Below are 15,180 nucleotides of genomic sequence, written 5' to 3'. Positions count from 1 at the left end.
GTTCATATTTTGTCAAATCTTTTTACTGAACAGCTAAAGTTTTTTGACTTGCTTTTAATATTGTATCCAGCTCATCTAAAATGTCATCAATTGCTTCCGTACCAACTGATAAACGGATTAACTCAGGAGTTACTCCAGAAGCTTTTTGTTCTTCGTCTGATAATTGTTGATGTGTCGTACTTGCTGGATGAATGATCAAAGTTTTTGAATCGCCAATATTCGCTAAATGTGAAAATAACTCTACAGAATCGATTAATTTCCGCGCAGCCTCTTTTCCACCCTTAACTCCGAATGTTAGAATAGCGCCTTGCCCATTTGGTAAGTATTTTTTAGCTAAATTATAATGTGGATGGCTTTCTAAACCTGGATAGCTTACCCAGTCTACTAGTTCGTGTTTTTCCAAATACTTAGCAACGGCTAAAGCATTTTCGCTATGTCTTTCTAGACGTAAGTGTAATGTTTCTAATCCTTGTAATAGTAAGAAAGCGCTGATTGGTGATAGGGCAGCACCAATATCTCTTAATAATTGAACGCGGGCCTTTGTAATGTATGCCGCTTCGCCAGCAAATTCAGTATAGACAAGACCGTGATAACTTGGATCTGGCTTTGTTAAATCTGGGAACTTCCCGCTTTTTGCCCAATCGAATTTCCCGCTATCGACGATAACCCCCGCGATTGTTGTGCCATGCCCTCCAATAAATTTTGTAGCGGAATGTACAACTACATCTGCACCGAATTCAAATGGACGCAATAAATAAGGACTAGGTACAGTGTTATCAACAATCAATGGTATGCCATTTTCGTGTGCGATAGCTGCTACTGCTTCAATATCTAGGATATCCCCTTTTGGATTTCCCAATGTTTCGGCAAAAATCGCTTTCGTTTTTGGTGTAATGGCTTTTCTGAAGTTTTCTGGATCTTCAGAATCGACGAAGTGTACTTTTATGCCTAATTTAGCTAAAGTATGTTCGAATAAATTGTAAGTTCCTCCATATAAACTACTTGAAGAGACAATTTCGTCACCAGAAGAAGCAATATTAAGTATAGCAATTGTACTTGCAGACTGACCTGAAGAAACGGCAAGCGCACCAACTCCGCCTTCTAAAGAGGCAATTCTTTTTTCAAAGGCTTCAATTGTTGGATTATTAATCCGTGAATACGTATAACCGACTTGACTCAAGTCAAATAACCCAGCAGCATGGTCACTATCGTTAAAAACATAAGATGATGTTTGATAGATGGGAACAGCACGAGATAAAGTAGTTGGGTCCAATTGCTGACCTGCATGAATGGCTTTTGTTGCTAGACGATATTCCTTTTCAGTTGACATTAAAATTCCTCCTCGTTTGTGTTTTAAAACCTATTAAATTAATAGGTTTTGTCTGGTTTTATTAAATATATAAAATGTCTAGGCGATTGTCAATAGGAATTTTTAGATAATTTAGAATCCTATTCGGTGAATTTTTACTTGTTTAATTTCGTAATAATAGGCAGCGTGGGATAGGGGGGAGATAGGAATCAATCGCTTGCTAAAGTCCAATTGGTTCAGCTAACACATAAACGAAGAATTATTAAAATATGCGGGATTGGATCTATACATTCATAAGTCGTTATTCATCAAATTAAAATTTACAATTTTTTTACTTGAAAAACTAATGGCATTAGTTATAATGAAACTAACGATATTAGTTTCAGGGGAAAGGAGGGACATTTAATGTTTGCAGGACATTTTGGGATAGCGGCGGCTGCTAAAGGAAAGGCAAATCGTTTGCCCTTATGGTCGCTCATAGTCAGTTCACAATTATTAGATATCGTATTTTTATTATTGTTTTTGATGGGAATAGAAGGGGTTGGGGCAACGATCGAAGGTGGAAAGGGGACAGTCATTCGTGCAGAATACTCTCACTCTCTTCTAAGCGCTATACTGCTATCAGTTGTAGCTGGATATTTAGCTAGCCGACGGTGGGGAAAAAATAGTGGGATTGTGATTGGCTCCGTTACTTTTAGTCATTGGATTCTTGATTTAATCGTTCATGTACCAGATTTACCGATATTGCCGGGAAACATAGGGAATTTTCAATATCTAGGATTTGGATTATGGCAGTATCCATTCATTAGCATGCTGTTAGAAGGATTGATCGTTTTGGTAGGGGCCATTATTTATATTCGTTATGTTTACAAAAATTCTGAAAGAAAATGGAGTAGGAAAGGTCTTTTAAATATAAGTCTAGTTGCTGCTTTCTTAACTTTATCATTTGTTTTTAGCGTTTAAAAACGAATAAAAGGAGACAAATTTATGAAGATTAGTCATTTTAAAAACATTTATCAAATTACAATTATGCCACGAGTATTTCCTGTAAACTGTTATATTATAGAGGAACAAAATGAACTTACAGTCATTGACGCTGGGATACCTGCCAGCTTTAAAGGAATTGTGAAGGTCATCGAACAATTAAATAAGCCGCTAACCAACATTGTTTTGACACATGCTCATGAAGACCATATTGGTTCTTTAGAACATTTAAAAGAACAGTATCCTGCAGCATGTGTATCTATTTCCATTCGTGACAGCAGGTTACTAAAGGGGGATAGGTCGTTGGATGCGCATGAACCGCAAATGCCAATAAAGGGTGGGGTTCCGAAAAATTTGCAAATCGTACCTGACCGTTTGCTGAAGGAGGGGGATACGATCGGTTCATTGGAAGTAGTTGAAACACCTGGTCATACACCAGGATCTATTTCTTTATTTGTAAAAAATACAAAGGCGATGATTGTTGGTGATGCGTTGCAAACCAAAGGGAAAGTAGCTGTAAGTGGGCAATTTGTTTTGTTGTTCCCTTTTCCAACCCTTGCTACTTGGAACAAAGAACTAGCTTTAAAAAGTGCTAAAAAAATCTTAAATTTCAATCCCTCTCTTCTCGCTGTAGGTCATGGTGAAATGATTGAAGATCCTGAAGCGGTCATACAAATAGCGATTAAGGAAGCAGAAAAGAACTTAGTATATGTATAAAGAAAGGATGTATTTATGTGTCACCGCGTGTTGGTTTAAACTTAGAAATGATTATTAAAACTGCTGCAGAAATGGCAGATAAAGAGGGGATAGAGACTGTAACATTAGCCTCACTTGCGAGAAAATTAAATGTTCGTTCTCCTTCATTATTTAATCATATAAGTGGTTTGCCAAATTTAAAAAGAGAGTTATCTCTATATGGTTTAAAGTTGTTATATGAAAGTTTAGCAGTAGCTACAGAAGAGAAAGAAAAGGATGAAGCTATTATTGCGATGGCAAATGCTTATCTTCTCTTTTCTCGAGAACATCCTGGAATCTATGAACTTACTTTACGGGCACATGATCCAAATGATCAAGAAATGGATCAAGCAAGTAGTCGTATTCTTCACTTAATATCGAGTATTTTAGCTGATTATCATTTGAACGATGAGGAAACAATCCATGCTATTAGAGGCTTCAGAAGTATTCTTCATGGCTATTCTTCATTGGAACAAAAAGGTGCTTTCGGAATGCCCGTTAAATTAGAAGATAGTTTTCATTTGTTATTAGAAGGGTATATTTCATTTTTAAGAAAAAAATAAGATAACAACGATTGGCACAACTTCACCCAGTGGGAGATAAAGAAAATTCTCACTGGGTGAAATTTTATTTTAGGAAAACACTATTTTTATAAAAATTTTTTATCGATTAGGGTATTGCCTTCTATGAATTTTACGTGTTAGTATGAGTGAAACAATATAATTCCTATAAGATAAATAAGGTTTATGAAAATTATAGTTGCTGTTTGTCCAAAAGGGGTTAGAAAATGAGAAACAGTGGTTAGGGTTTAGTGATTTATCCATCCATTGACATTCCGCAAGTGAAAAAGTGGGGATCAATAGCCTGTAAAAATCTGATTGGTCCAGCCAACATACAGTCGGAGGGGGAAACTCCACTCCACTGCGTAAAAGCTTCACTTTATCGATGAAGATAGTCATTTAAAATGAGAAAGGAAATTTGAATGGAGAATATTATTACAATAAGCAATTTGTCAGAAGAAGAGAAAGATGCCACACGTGAAGTATTATTATCAAGCTATCAACAATATAAAAATAGTTATAAAACCATCGAGGAATTCAATGAATATATTAGCCATATAGAAGTTTCATTGGATAATCCTTATATTGATCGGGTGTTAGTCGCAAAAGATAATGACAATCAGATTTTAGGGACATTGCAAATTTATTTGAACTCAGAGGACGCATATGGTCGATCTGAACTAAATATCCATGCTCCGATCGTTCGCTTATTGGGCGTACATCCTGCTGCAAGAGGAAAAGGAATAGCACGAAAGTTATTACAAGAAAGTATCGACTATGCGAAACAAAAAGGATCATCAAGCCTTTACCTGCATACTGGAGAAATCATGAAGGATGCCATTCGTTTATATGAGCGATTTGGTTTCAAAAGAGATCATTCGAAAGAGTTTCAAAAAAATGAAGATGTCTTTGTCAGATGTTATAGATTCGATATAGACTAACAATATAAACCTAAAATTTTACCAAACCTAAAAAGTCCTGCAAACAAATATTCACTTATCCAAATAATAAAAATCCCACGGGCAAGGCATGAGTCACATCATTCATTAGATGTTTCGTGTCCTTGCCCTTCTTTTTAAATAGCGAACAAGTCGTTTTATTTTCAAAAAAATAAAGTTAGAATTCAGCTATTTTTCAGTACTCCTCATGTTTCTCCCGTAGAATTCCGCCCTATTTTTTCTCTGTATCTAAAAATAAAAATGGATTAGGCTAATACATGATGATTTTAAGGATGAATAAAAACAGGTGTACCAATTGGAATCGTACGTGCTAATTCCTCTACATCGTGATTATACATCCGAATACAGCCTCTTGAAACGGCCTGACCAATTGAGCTAGGATCATTCGTTCCGTGGATGCCATAATGCTCTTTCGATAAACTCATCCACATCGTACCAAATGGGCCTCCTGGGAACGGGGCCTTATTAATAACAATAAAATTTCCAAATGGCGTTTCATGGAGGATTCTCCCTGTTGCAATGGGGTACTGTTTTAACAAGGCGCCATTATGATATAAACTTAAAACCCGATTATTTACAGAAACATCAATTTGATAGGGGATGGTGTTAGGGTCAAGAAATCCTGGTATTTCAATGAGTTGCCCCGCTATGATTAAATCGGGACTTGTAATCTGAGGATTGGCACCTAGAATAACTTCTATTGGTGTTCGGTAATCCCTTGAAATTTGGAGAAGCGTTTCTCCCCTTTTAACAGTATGAAGCAGTAAAATCCACTCCCTTAACATTTACTGATACAGTATTCTATGTAGAGCATAGAGGGAGTGTCCTTTAAGTTTCTTGTTGTTTGATAATAACGATGGCTATATTGCCACAGATGGATATTTTTCATGATTCATCATGGACAAACTAAACAGTTCCTGCCGTTATTTTTTGCTTTGTATAGGTTTTTGTCAGCTTGACTTATGGCATGAACCAATGAAGATGGGTCATCTAATTCTAATTCTGCTAATCCAATTGATACGGTAATATGAATAGATGCCTGTTCCACAGTAAAGGCGGTCTCTTGAATCTCTTGATGAATCTTTTCAACAATCTTTGTAGCCTTCTCGTCAGATGAATTTCCAATATAAATAATAAATTCCTCGCCGCCGTATCTTCCAACCTTGACGGAATCGTTTTCATACTTTTTTAAAATATTGGCAATATCGATTAAAACCTTATCCCCAAATAGATGACCATATGTATCATTGAATTTTTTAAAATGGTCAATATCCAACATCGCTATATAATGTTTTGAATCTAACTCACCTAGTTTAGTATCAACAACTTCAAAAAATTTCCTTTTATTGAACAGCTTTGTCAACGGGTCTTCTCCAGCCAATTTTTCAAGCTCTGTATATAGAGAATGGAGTTTGCGATTTTGTGCAATAAATATATAAAGAATGATCGAAGTGATCACAAAAGAAGTACTTCTTACAAGCGCAATGTCTTTAAAAAATTCCCAGCCATTTGGTATAAGGAAGATAATCGGAAGATCACATATTAACCAGCATGCAATGACGATTCCGATTTTTTCTAAATATCTTCCTTTTAAATTAAAGCGGGAATGGAATGCCAAAGAGAATAAGGTTGGACCCACCATACCAAACAGGATGCCAGGAATCATTCCATCGCCTCCCATTAGAAATCTCCAGAGGCTAGTCATCAGCAGGGATGGAATCGTTGGTTTCCAACCTTGTATATAAGCAACAAAAATAAGCGGGATAAATCTCATATCGACCCAGTAGCCATTAAATCGAATGGGCAAATAAAACATAGAAATAACGGATGCAGAAATTAATAGAATCACAAGTACATTTATCAATGAAGGGGAGAACTTTTTCTTAAAACTCATAATTACGGTCATGGTCAAATGAAGCAATAAAATGATCGCCACATTGGATAGGATTGATTGTAACATCTATGACACCCTCTCTAGGAATCCAGTCTTGCAGCTATCTGGTCATAATTGACAATCTGAACTCCTAAAAAACACTATATTTTTAATCTTAGCATATTGTAGCAAGGAAATTATTTAATAATTCCGAATGCCATTTTTTGTTCAAAATTACATAAAACTTTCATAAAAGAATGTTTTCCAAGGCAGATTTGAGTGTAGGGTATGAAAATTCAAATCCATTTTTCACTAATATTTCTGGTTCAACATGTTGACCTTCCAGCACAAGAGAACTTTTTTGACCAAGAGCTACTTTCAATACAATAGAAGGTACAGGGAACCAATGAGGGCGATGTAAAACAGCTCCAATTGTCTTTCCAAAATCATTCATTATCATTGGGGAAGGGGCTGTTACATTAACAGGACCATGTATTTTATCATTTTTCATCACAAAGGAAATCGCTTGTACCGCATCTTTCACATGGACCCATGATACCCATTGCTTTCCTGATCCCATTCTTCCACCGACAAAAAGTTTGTATGGTAAAGCCATCAGTGGCAGTGCACCACCTTCTTTGCCAAGCACTACACCGAACCGCATAAAGGCAACACGAATTCCTATTTCCATAAGACTAGCTGCTTTCTTTTCCCAATCCTGCACGGTTTTGGCGAGGAAATCATTGGCCACTTCTTTGGATTCTTCTGAGTAGATCGCTGTTTCAGAAGAAGGATATATACCGATAGCACTTGCATTGATAAGAACAGAGGGTTTTTTGGGTAAAGCTGTGATGATTCGAATGATTTCCTCTGTTGCTTTCATTCTACTTTCATATATTTGCTTTTGATGAGCTTTCGTCCATCTTCCGTTATTAATCGAAACACCGGCAAGATTAATAAAAGCATCGGCTTCACCTATTTCTTTTTCGGGAAAAGATCCTTCTTGAAGCCATTTAACATATCGAACATTTCCAGTATTCTGTATATTACCTCTCGTTAAAACGATGCATTCATGATGTTCGTCCAACAGAATTTCCATTAATTTTTGACCGATAAATCCTGAACCACCAGCTATTACGATTCGCATTTTATCTCTCCTCATATATTAATAGTAAGAGTTTATAGTAAATAAGGTACTGTAAAAATTCTGTTGATCACACCTCAATGCTATCATATCCAATTGGGTGTGTTAATCATCTAATTTTATCCATTAAAAGGTAGATTAAGTAATAATATTTTGAATGTCAACGCCGAAGAAATGAACGGAAAGTAGAGTTTATTTTTATTGCTTTATAAAAACGAAAAGCATAAAATTGATTAAAATAGTTGGTTTACTATTATTTAATGCCAAAGAAAGGGAGAAGATCAAATGTCCGTAAGTAAAGAGCAGTTATCTAACCCGATTGACTTAAAAAAAGAAAGTAAAATCGCAACATCAGAAGCTATACATGAGATTCAAGGGGATGGATCGTTTCGACGTCAAAAAAATCGTTTTACAACACCCTTTGGAGATGAAAAAGGTGAACTTCCTGTAGAAGCTGGAAGATATCGATTATTATGGGCACCCATCTGTCCTTGGGCACATCGATCCGTTATCGTTCGAAAATTACTAGGCCTAGAAGATGTTATTAGTTTAGGAACTGCTAATCCGATTCGAACAGAATATGGATGGGAGTTCTCCTTAGATGAAGGAGGAGTTGACCCCGTTTTAGGAATACGTTATTTGAGTGAGGTCTATGTAAATGCGGATCCTGAATATGCTGGAAGAGCGACAGTACCAGCAGTTGTGGATATACAAACCAAGAAAGTCGTCAATAATGATTATTTTAAACTCACCAATTATTTAGAAACTGTATGGTCTCCGTTCCATAAACAAGATGCACCCGATTTGTATCCTGAAAACCTGCAAAAAGAAATTGATGAACTAAATGAAGTTATTTTCCATGACATTAACAACGGTGTTTACAAATGCGGGTTTGCTCGTTCACAAGAAGCATATGAAAAAGCTTATGATGCATTATTTAATAGGCTAGATGAATTGGAAGAACGATTATCAAACCAACGCTATTTATTTGGAGATTATATAACAGATTCAGATGTTCGATTATACGTGACTCTCGCACGCTTTGATGTAGCCTATCATACTGCATTTAAAACAAATCGGAATCGGTTGATTGATTTTGAAAATTTATGGGGCTATGCACGCGATTTATATCAGACACCTGGTTTTGGGGACACGACGGATTTTGAAGCCATCAAAAAAGGGTATTTTGCCTCAGCAAATGTCATTGAAAATCCTTTGAAAATCATCCCAAAAGGACCGGACGTTTCAGGTTGGAATACACCACATCATCGTGAACAATTGAGCTCTAACTGAAAGAAGGAATGAATGATGGCAAATATACAAAAAGAGCAGCCAGTAGAAGTTGATCAAAAAGGAAAATTTAATCGACAAAAAAATCGTTTTACAACACCTTTTGGAAACAATCCAGGTGAATGTCCAGTGGAAGCAGGGCGATACCGTTTATTATGGTCGCCAGTATGTCCATGGGCGCATCGTTCAGTCATTGTTAGAAGAGTACTAGGATTAGAGGATGCTATTAGTCTAGGAACAGCTAGTCCAATGCGCCCGAACATTCCACGTGTAGATTGGGCATTTTCGCTAGATCAAAATGGAGTCGATTCAGTACTGGGGATTCAGTATATTAGTGAGGTTTATTTAAACGCCGACCCCAATTATTCAGGTCGACCAACAGTACCAGCAGTTGTAGACATACAAACGAAAAAAGTTGTCAACAATGATTATTTTCGATTAACCAATTATTTTGAAACAGTGTGGTCACCGTTTCATAAAGAAAATGCGCCGGATTTATATCCTGAAGACTTGCGTAAAGAGATTGATTCGTTAAGTGATGTGATTTTTTACGATGTCAATAATGGTGTATATAAATGTGGCTTTGCACGTTCACAAGAAGCATATGAAGAAGCCTTTGACACTTTGTTTTATCGATTGGACCTGTTAGAGCGAAGATTATCAAAGAGTCGTTTTTTATTTGGAGATTACATTACAGATTCAGATGTTCGTCTTTATGCAACGCTCGTTCGCTTTGATGTTGCTTATTATTCCGCATTTAAAGCCAATCGTAATCGAATTGCAGACTTTCCGAATTTATGGGGCTATTTACGTGATCTATATCAGACGCCTGGCTTTGGAGATACGACAGACTTCCAAGCTATAAAAGTCCACTATCATTTATCAAATCATATTGCTAGTGATGATCAAAAAGGAAGAAATATTTTACCAAAAGGACCGGATACATCTATCTTTCAATTGCCACATCATCGCGAATCTTTGAGCGGAAAGGAAGAAAAATTTTTAATATCTAAAAAGTAAACATATGAAAGGGGAAGCCGAAGTGATTGTTCGTGATGCTTTAAAGGAAGAATACCCTTTTGTCCGAGAACTTAGATTAAATGCATATCAAGAGTATGCATCCAAAATCCCCGAAAGGCATTGGGAAGTTTTGCAACAATCCATCCTATCTGATGAAGATTTAGACGGTGGTATAGAGCGAATTGTAGTAGAAATAGAGGGAGAAATTGTTGGGAGTGTTACATTGTTCCCACCTAAAATAGAGGCATATAAGGGTTTATTGGAAGATGAACTTGAATATCCGGAATTACGCATGCTTGCCGTTTCGCCAAACGCAAGAGGAAAAGGTGCTGCGATCGCATTAGTGACAGAATGTTTAAGACGTTCAAAAAAGAAAGGTTTCAATGCCTTAGGCTTACATACTGCTGACTTTATGGAGAATGCTGTGAAATTATATGAACATCTTCACTTTGAACGATTACCTGACAACGATTTTCAGCCTCTGGATGATGGGATCATCGTCAAAGCATTTGTGAAACGTTTTAACGAAAGGCTCCGTTAAAATCTGCTCCATCTCATTTTTGAGATGAGCAGTATTTTTTTGCGATAAAAGAGCTGATTGATCCTAGACTCTTCCCTTAAATAAATGACTAAAGGAACGAAACCCCTTAGAACACTAGGCGAAGTTCCACTTTATAAAAAATGAATTAATTCTTTATATTTTTCAATTATACAAATATCAATACATAGATTATGATATTAAACAAGAGTTATACTATAAAGTTTATAGATTTAGTATAATTTAAAACCCTAGTATTTAAATTAGTTTAGTTAATTTATTTGCTGAAAGGAGCATTGAATGTGACTGTACAAACATTATCACCTAAATCTATTTTAGAAATTGCGGAGGAAGTTGCTCAAAAGTTTAGTGAAAATGCAGTTGAACGGGATATCAAGGGAGGGAACCCGAAGGCTGAGCGTGATTTAATTCGCAAAAGTGGTTTACTCAAGGTACTTATTCCATCTGAGTTTGGAGGATGGGGAGGTACTTGGACTGATGTAGTTCAGATAGTTAGGATTTTTGCTAAATATGATAGTTCGTTAGCTCATGTATATGGCTATCATTTTGTAAACCTGATTACTGCACATTTATGGGGTAACTCAGAACAACAAGAATATTATTACCGTGAAACAGCAAAGAACAATTGGTTTTGGGGAAATGCTTTTAATCCAGTAGATATTAAATTAAGTGCACGAAAAACAAAAGATGGATACGTGTTGAACGGGGTTAAAACATTTTGCACAGGTAGTGTTGACTCAGATAATCTTATTGTTTCTGCTATTAATAAGGAAGATGGCAATTTATTTGTTGCTATTGTTCCAACAAATCGTAGAGGTGTAACAGTAAATCAAGATTGGGATAATTTTGGACAAAGATTAACTGATAGCGGGAGTGTTACATTTACGAATGTAGAAGTAAAAGAAGAAATATTGCGTGATGGTTTTAAAACAAGTGAATTTGCTAAACTTCGATTGCATATTTCTCATTTTATCTTGAATCACTTGTTTCTTGGAATAATGGAGGGGGCTTTCGAAGAGGCAAAAAAATACACTTCAACTAAAACAAGGCCTCGTTTACCTCATGCAAAAACGGCTATTGACGATCCCAGTATACAAGTTCATTATGGAGAATTTTACGTGCAAATTGAAGCAGCACGGCTACTTGTAGAAAAAACAGATGTTATTTTTCAACAGTTGTGGGATAAGGGAGAAAACGTTTTGGAAGGTGAAAGAAAAGAACTAGATTATGCGGTTTATGCAGCGAAAGCATTTACAACGAAAGCTGGATTAGAGATTACTTCAAGAATATTTGAAGTGATGGGTAGCCGTTCTACCACTACTAAAAATAGTTTTGATCGCTATTGGAGAAATATGCGTACGATGACACTTCATGTTCCAGTAGACACCGTTATTTGTAATTTAGGAAATTGGATATTGCATGAATAGATATTGATGATAAGGAGGAAAATAGATGGTTCAATTAGTAAGAGGAGAACGGCCATTAATAAATCAATCTGAAAATGCAAAAAAGAAAATTGAAGCGAAATCAATCTCATTTGGTTATGAGAAGGCAGAAATCTTAAAGGAAATTAATCTTGATGTGAAAGCAGGAGAGTTTTTAGTTTTAATGGGGCCAAGTGGTTGTGGAAAAAGTACTTTTCTCAGATTATTGGCGGGATTAGAAACTCCTACTAAAGGCGAAATACTTATCGATGGAGTTTCTTCAACAGTAAGTATTCCAGACTGTGGAGTGGTTTTTCAAGATTATTCATTATTTCCTTGGTTATCAGCAGAAGATAATATTGCGCTTGCAATCAAGCAAAAATTAAAAGAGAAAAAGAAGAAAAAGGAAATTCGTCAAATCGCAGATGAATATTTACAGTTAGTTCAATTAGGACATGCCATTGGAAAATATCCTGGACAAATGTCAGGTGGTATGAAGCAACGAGCAGCCATAGCAAGAGCATTAGCGTTTGGTTCAGAACTATTGTTAATGGATGAACCTTTTGGAGCCTTAGATCCAGTAACTCGCAGTAATTTACAAGACCTATTATTACAAATAAGTCGTGATCAAAATAGAACAATTGTATTTGTGACGCATGATGTAGATGAAGCTATTTATCTTGCAGATCGCATTGTAATATTCACGCTAGGAACTGAAGGTGCTATTACTACAAGTATTGATGTTCCTTTCCAAAAGCCGCGAAATCGGAAAAAATTATTTGAAAAAAATGAATTTTCGAATTTCAGAGAAAATGTTTTTAATATTATGAATCAGGGGTTGCTAAAGAATATGGAGAAGAAAGAAACTATGGATTCTTTTGGCGATGGGATATAACCATTTTATTTTACGGAGGAAAAATATGGAAAATACTATTAAAAGTAAAACAAGCAAATTATTATTTGGATTATTGATCATTGGCTTATTAGCTGGATGTGGAGCGGGTAAAGAAGACAAAACAAGTTCAACTTTAAACGGGGGAACAAAAGACAAAGCTTATGAATTAACAGTAGGATATGGACAAGGTTCTGGTGCAACTTTGTTTAATATTGCAGAACATGAGGGATTTTTTGCGGATGAAAATTTACGTGTAAAAGGAGTAGGTTTTGCTTCATCTGCTGATGGTCTGAATGCATTGGAAGCTAAAAAAGTAGATTTGGGGATGACTTTTGGTACTGCAGCTCCCTTAACATTTATTTCTAAGGGCTCTGATTTTTCAATTATCGGAGGCCATTTAGAAGGTGGACATCCAATTTTAGTTAAAGAAGAAAATAAGGATAAATATAAGACTTTAGAAGATTACAAAGGAAAAAAAGTAGGGACGATTCGCATGTTTACTTCAGATATCGTGTTTCGTTCAGCACTATCTGAAGCAGGAATAGATTGGAAAAAAGATTTGAAAATTATCGAATTTAAAACAGGTGGAGATTTACTACAAGCTCTATCAAGTGGAAAAGTAGATGTGGCTGTTTCTGCCGGTTCAACATTTAAAATGGCGCAAGAATCTGGTCTGGTACCCATTGCATGGAGTAATGATTTAAATCCTACACATGTATGCTGCCGTATAGTAACACAGTCTGAATATTTAAAAGTTGATGGTGGAGAGGCCTATAAACGATTTTTGAAAGCATTAATCAGAGCAGAGCGTGTAAAAAATGAACAACCACAAATAGCAGTCGCGGCTGCTAAAAAATATTATAAATTTGATGACAAAACAGTAGATTCTATTGTCAACGAAGAACATTCACATTATTCACCAGATCCGAACAGTCATGAAGTAGTAAAAATGTGGGAACAAATGAAAGATATTGGTTACATTAAGAATGCAGAAAAAATCAATATTAAAGATCATATTCGAACTAGCCTCTATAAAAAAGCACTAAATGAGTTAATTAAAGAGTATCCGGATGATAAAACTTATTACGAAGACCTTTTAACAAGATTCAATAAACAAAATTCTTAAGTATATTATACCCAACTTGGTAGCATTCAATTTTATTAAGTTGAGGCAGGCGTGTTGATTATCCAATTTAATCCATAAAAATAGGGGGATTTGTTGATTTCCGCTCGGCTTGCTCGCTTTCCTGCGGGCGAATGCTGGGGGCAACAGGATGTTGGTCACGGAATCGTTGCCACAGGATGTGGCGTTCTTAGATTCCGTTCCTTCAATCGCTACGCTGCAGGGTCTCATCTATTCGCTTTTCCCGCGGGACATTGAATTGATTTCCTGAATTCACACCGCACGAAGGAAATGCGCATGCATTTTCGAGGAGTCGAGCAAGCCTCCGCTTCAATCTATATAAATGGTCCTAAAAAAACAGGGTTTTTCAAAAATTACGCCAAATAGGTATTCCTAATTTTTGTAAAATCAACACATGTGAAGTTGAGGTTTATTTTAAGAAGTACTTGTATAGAGAGGAGAAAATGTATTTGAGAAAATTCCCCAAAGAATATTCTATCACGATTTTAATTGCAGTATTAATTATTACCGTATGGGAGTCATTAACTAGAATGGGTAGTTTAAATCCAATTATTTTTCCACCGTCTGAAAAAATATTCAGTGTTTTTATAGGGGATGGAGGGAAACAGTTATTGCAGGGGTTAGTGAGCTCGTTCAAATTGTTATTCCCCGCCTATTTAGGATCAATTATTTTTGGAATAAGTGGAGGAGTTTATTTGGGATTAAATAGAAAAGTAAGAACTATTTTAATGCCATATGTTCATTTATTAAGTCCACTTCCTCCAACATTATTTGTTCCTTATGCTATTGCAGTATTACCTAGTTTTCAAAGTGCCTCCATTTTTTTGATTTTCATTGGAACGTTCTGGCCCATTTTTTTAGGAGCTCTACAGGGTGTATTAATTATAGAAAAGCATTATTTAGACAACTCGAAAATGTTAGGTCTAAAAGGAAAAGATTTTTTATTAAAGGTAGTCTTGCCGGCTGCATCGCCCCATATTCTAAGTGGAGCAGGTACTGCACTTATTATGTCATTTTTAATTTTAACTATGGCAGAAATGTTTGGGGCTGAATCAGGTATGGGATATTTTATTCAATATTACACTGACTTCGCCCAATATAACTATGTCATTGCAGGAATGATATTTAACTGTGTGATCATTTTGACTGCATTAGTACTATTTGAAAGGTTAAAAAAAAGGATACTATTTTGGACTAATTTAAAAGCAGATTCAGATAGAAAAACTGCTAAATAAATATAGATGGATTTCTTAAGGACTGGAAAAAGAAAATACAGAGTTTTAG

Annotated in this window: 16 protein-coding genes; 12 read left to right on the top strand and 4 right to left on the bottom strand. The window is 35.8% G+C overall.

Features of this window, described 5'->3' with window-relative positions:
- Nucleotides 1–22 precede the first annotated feature (22 nt).
- Nucleotides 23–1,330: a homocysteine synthase gene (locus FEU33_RS16945; RefSeq protein ID WP_146550667.1), complete on the bottom strand. Its 1,308-nt coding sequence runs from the start codon at nt 1,328–1,330 to the stop codon at nt 23–25.
- 384 nt (nt 1,331–1,714) lie between these two features.
- On the opposite strand from FEU33_RS16945, the gene FEU33_RS16940 reads away from it, so the two are divergent.
- The 4 genes from FEU33_RS16940 to FEU33_RS16925 all read left to right on the top strand — a co-directional run bounded on the left by FEU33_RS16940 (nt 1,715) and on the right by FEU33_RS16925 (nt 4,529).
- Complete coding sequence (locus FEU33_RS16940; protein ID WP_146550666.1) at nt 1,715–2,272, top strand: permease; 558 nt, start codon at nt 1,715–1,717, stop codon at nt 2,270–2,272.
- A 24-nt stretch (nt 2,273–2,296) separates the two neighbouring features.
- The gene (locus FEU33_RS16935; RefSeq protein WP_146550665.1) at nt 2,297–3,010 is read left to right on the top strand and encodes an MBL fold metallo-hydrolase; all 714 of its coding nucleotides are present in this window, start codon (nt 2,297–2,299) and stop codon (nt 3,008–3,010) included.
- A 17-nt stretch (nt 3,011–3,027) separates the two neighbouring features.
- Nucleotides 3,028–3,591, top strand: coding sequence for a TetR-like C-terminal domain-containing protein (locus FEU33_RS16930; protein ID WP_146550664.1), 564 nt, complete (start codon nt 3,028–3,030; stop codon nt 3,589–3,591).
- 419 nt (nt 3,592–4,010) lie between these two features.
- Nucleotides 4,011–4,529: a GNAT family N-acetyltransferase gene (locus FEU33_RS16925; protein WP_146550663.1), complete on the top strand. Its 519-nt coding sequence runs from the start codon at nt 4,011–4,013 to the stop codon at nt 4,527–4,529.
- Nucleotides 4,530–4,813: 284 nt separating this feature from the next.
- Here the strand turns inward: FEU33_RS16925 and FEU33_RS16920 are convergent, their stop codons facing one another.
- The 3 genes from FEU33_RS16920 to FEU33_RS16910 form a co-directional block, all read right to left on the bottom strand.
- Complete coding sequence (locus FEU33_RS16920; protein WP_146550702.1) at nt 4,814–5,311, bottom strand: L,D-transpeptidase family protein; 498 nt, start codon at nt 5,309–5,311, stop codon at nt 4,814–4,816.
- Between the two features lie 131 nt (nt 5,312–5,442).
- Complete coding sequence (locus FEU33_RS16915) at nt 5,443–6,507, bottom strand: diguanylate cyclase (RefSeq protein ID WP_146550662.1); 1,065 nt, start codon at nt 6,505–6,507, stop codon at nt 5,443–5,445.
- A gap of 160 nt (nt 6,508–6,667) precedes the next feature.
- Nucleotides 6,668–7,567 (bottom strand): TIGR01777 family oxidoreductase, encoded by a 900-nt coding sequence (locus FEU33_RS16910; protein WP_146550661.1) that lies wholly within the window; start codon nt 7,565–7,567, stop codon nt 6,668–6,670.
- A 282-nt stretch (nt 7,568–7,849) separates the two neighbouring features.
- On the opposite strand from FEU33_RS16910, the gene FEU33_RS16905 reads away from it, so the two are divergent.
- The 8 genes from FEU33_RS16905 to FEU33_RS16875 all read left to right on the top strand — a co-directional run bounded on the left by FEU33_RS16905 (nt 7,850) and on the right by FEU33_RS16875 (nt 15,131).
- Nucleotides 7,850–8,857, top strand: coding sequence for a glutathione S-transferase family protein (locus tag FEU33_RS16905; RefSeq protein WP_146550660.1), 1,008 nt, complete (start codon nt 7,850–7,852; stop codon nt 8,855–8,857).
- 15 nt (nt 8,858–8,872) lie between these two features.
- Nucleotides 8,873–9,874, top strand: a complete 1,002-nt coding sequence (locus tag FEU33_RS16900; protein WP_146550659.1) for a glutathione S-transferase family protein — start codon at nt 8,873–8,875, stop codon at nt 9,872–9,874.
- A 22-nt stretch (nt 9,875–9,896) separates the two neighbouring features.
- Nucleotides 9,897–10,415, top strand: a complete 519-nt coding sequence (locus FEU33_RS16895; RefSeq protein ID WP_244951069.1) for a GNAT family N-acetyltransferase — start codon at nt 9,897–9,899, stop codon at nt 10,413–10,415.
- A 299-nt stretch (nt 10,416–10,714) separates the two neighbouring features.
- A complete protein-coding gene (locus tag FEU33_RS16890; protein ID WP_146550657.1) occupies nt 10,715–11,860 on the top strand; it encodes an acyl-CoA dehydrogenase family protein in 1,146 nt (381 codons plus the stop codon).
- A 25-nt stretch (nt 11,861–11,885) separates the two neighbouring features.
- Nucleotides 11,886–12,752: an ABC transporter ATP-binding protein gene (locus FEU33_RS16885; RefSeq protein ID WP_146550656.1), complete on the top strand. Its 867-nt coding sequence runs from the start codon at nt 11,886–11,888 to the stop codon at nt 12,750–12,752.
- 25 nt (nt 12,753–12,777) lie between these two features.
- Nucleotides 12,778–13,878, top strand: coding sequence for an ABC transporter substrate-binding protein (locus tag FEU33_RS16880; RefSeq protein ID WP_146550655.1), 1,101 nt, complete (start codon nt 12,778–12,780; stop codon nt 13,876–13,878).
- 93 nt (nt 13,879–13,971) lie between these two features.
- Nucleotides 13,972–14,133: a hypothetical protein gene (locus FEU33_RS18920; protein WP_186731467.1), complete on the top strand. Its 162-nt coding sequence runs from the start codon at nt 13,972–13,974 to the stop codon at nt 14,131–14,133.
- 212 nt (nt 14,134–14,345) lie between these two features.
- Entirely contained in the window at nt 14,346–15,131 is a 786-nt protein-coding gene (locus FEU33_RS16875; RefSeq protein WP_146550654.1) for an ABC transporter permease, read from the top strand.
- The last annotated feature ends 49 nt before the right edge of the window (nt 15,132–15,180 follow it).

Origin of the sequence: Rummeliibacillus suwonensis (genome assembly GCF_007896435.1) — a bacterium.
In the GTDB taxonomy this organism is placed as follows: Bacteria; Bacillota; Bacilli; order Bacillales_A; family Planococcaceae; genus Rummeliibacillus; species Rummeliibacillus suwonensis.
The sequence above is the reverse complement of the archived record's forward strand: the minus strand, read 5'-3'. Positions and strand labels throughout refer to the sequence as shown.

Coding starts and splice junctions, on each gene's coding strand:
- FEU33_RS16915 (WP_146550662.1), bottom strand. CDS start 6,507: ATGTTACAATCAATCCTATCCAATGTGGCGATCATTTTATTGCTTCAT.
- FEU33_RS16935 (WP_146550665.1), top strand. CDS start 2,297: ATGAAGATTAGTCATTTTAAAAACATTTATCAAATTACAATTATGCCA.
- FEU33_RS16900 (WP_146550659.1), top strand. CDS start 8,873: ATGGCAAATATACAAAAAGAGCAGCCAGTAGAAGTTGATCAAAAAGGA.
- FEU33_RS16905 (WP_146550660.1), top strand. CDS start 7,850: ATGTCCGTAAGTAAAGAGCAGTTATCTAACCCGATTGACTTAAAAAAA.
- FEU33_RS16880 (WP_146550655.1), top strand. CDS start 12,778: ATGGAAAATACTATTAAAAGTAAAACAAGCAAATTATTATTTGGATTA.
- FEU33_RS16910 (WP_146550661.1), bottom strand. CDS start 7,567: ATGCGAATCGTAATAGCTGGTGGTTCAGGATTTATCGGTCAAAAATTA.
- FEU33_RS16885 (WP_146550656.1), top strand. CDS start 11,886: ATGGTTCAATTAGTAAGAGGAGAACGGCCATTAATAAATCAATCTGAA.
- FEU33_RS16940 (WP_146550666.1), top strand. CDS start 1,715: ATGTTTGCAGGACATTTTGGGATAGCGGCGGCTGCTAAAGGAAAGGCA.
- FEU33_RS16945 (WP_146550667.1), bottom strand. CDS start 1,330: ATGTCAACTGAAAAGGAATATCGTCTAGCAACAAAAGCCATTCATGCA.
- FEU33_RS16925 (WP_146550663.1), top strand. CDS start 4,011: ATGGAGAATATTATTACAATAAGCAATTTGTCAGAAGAAGAGAAAGAT.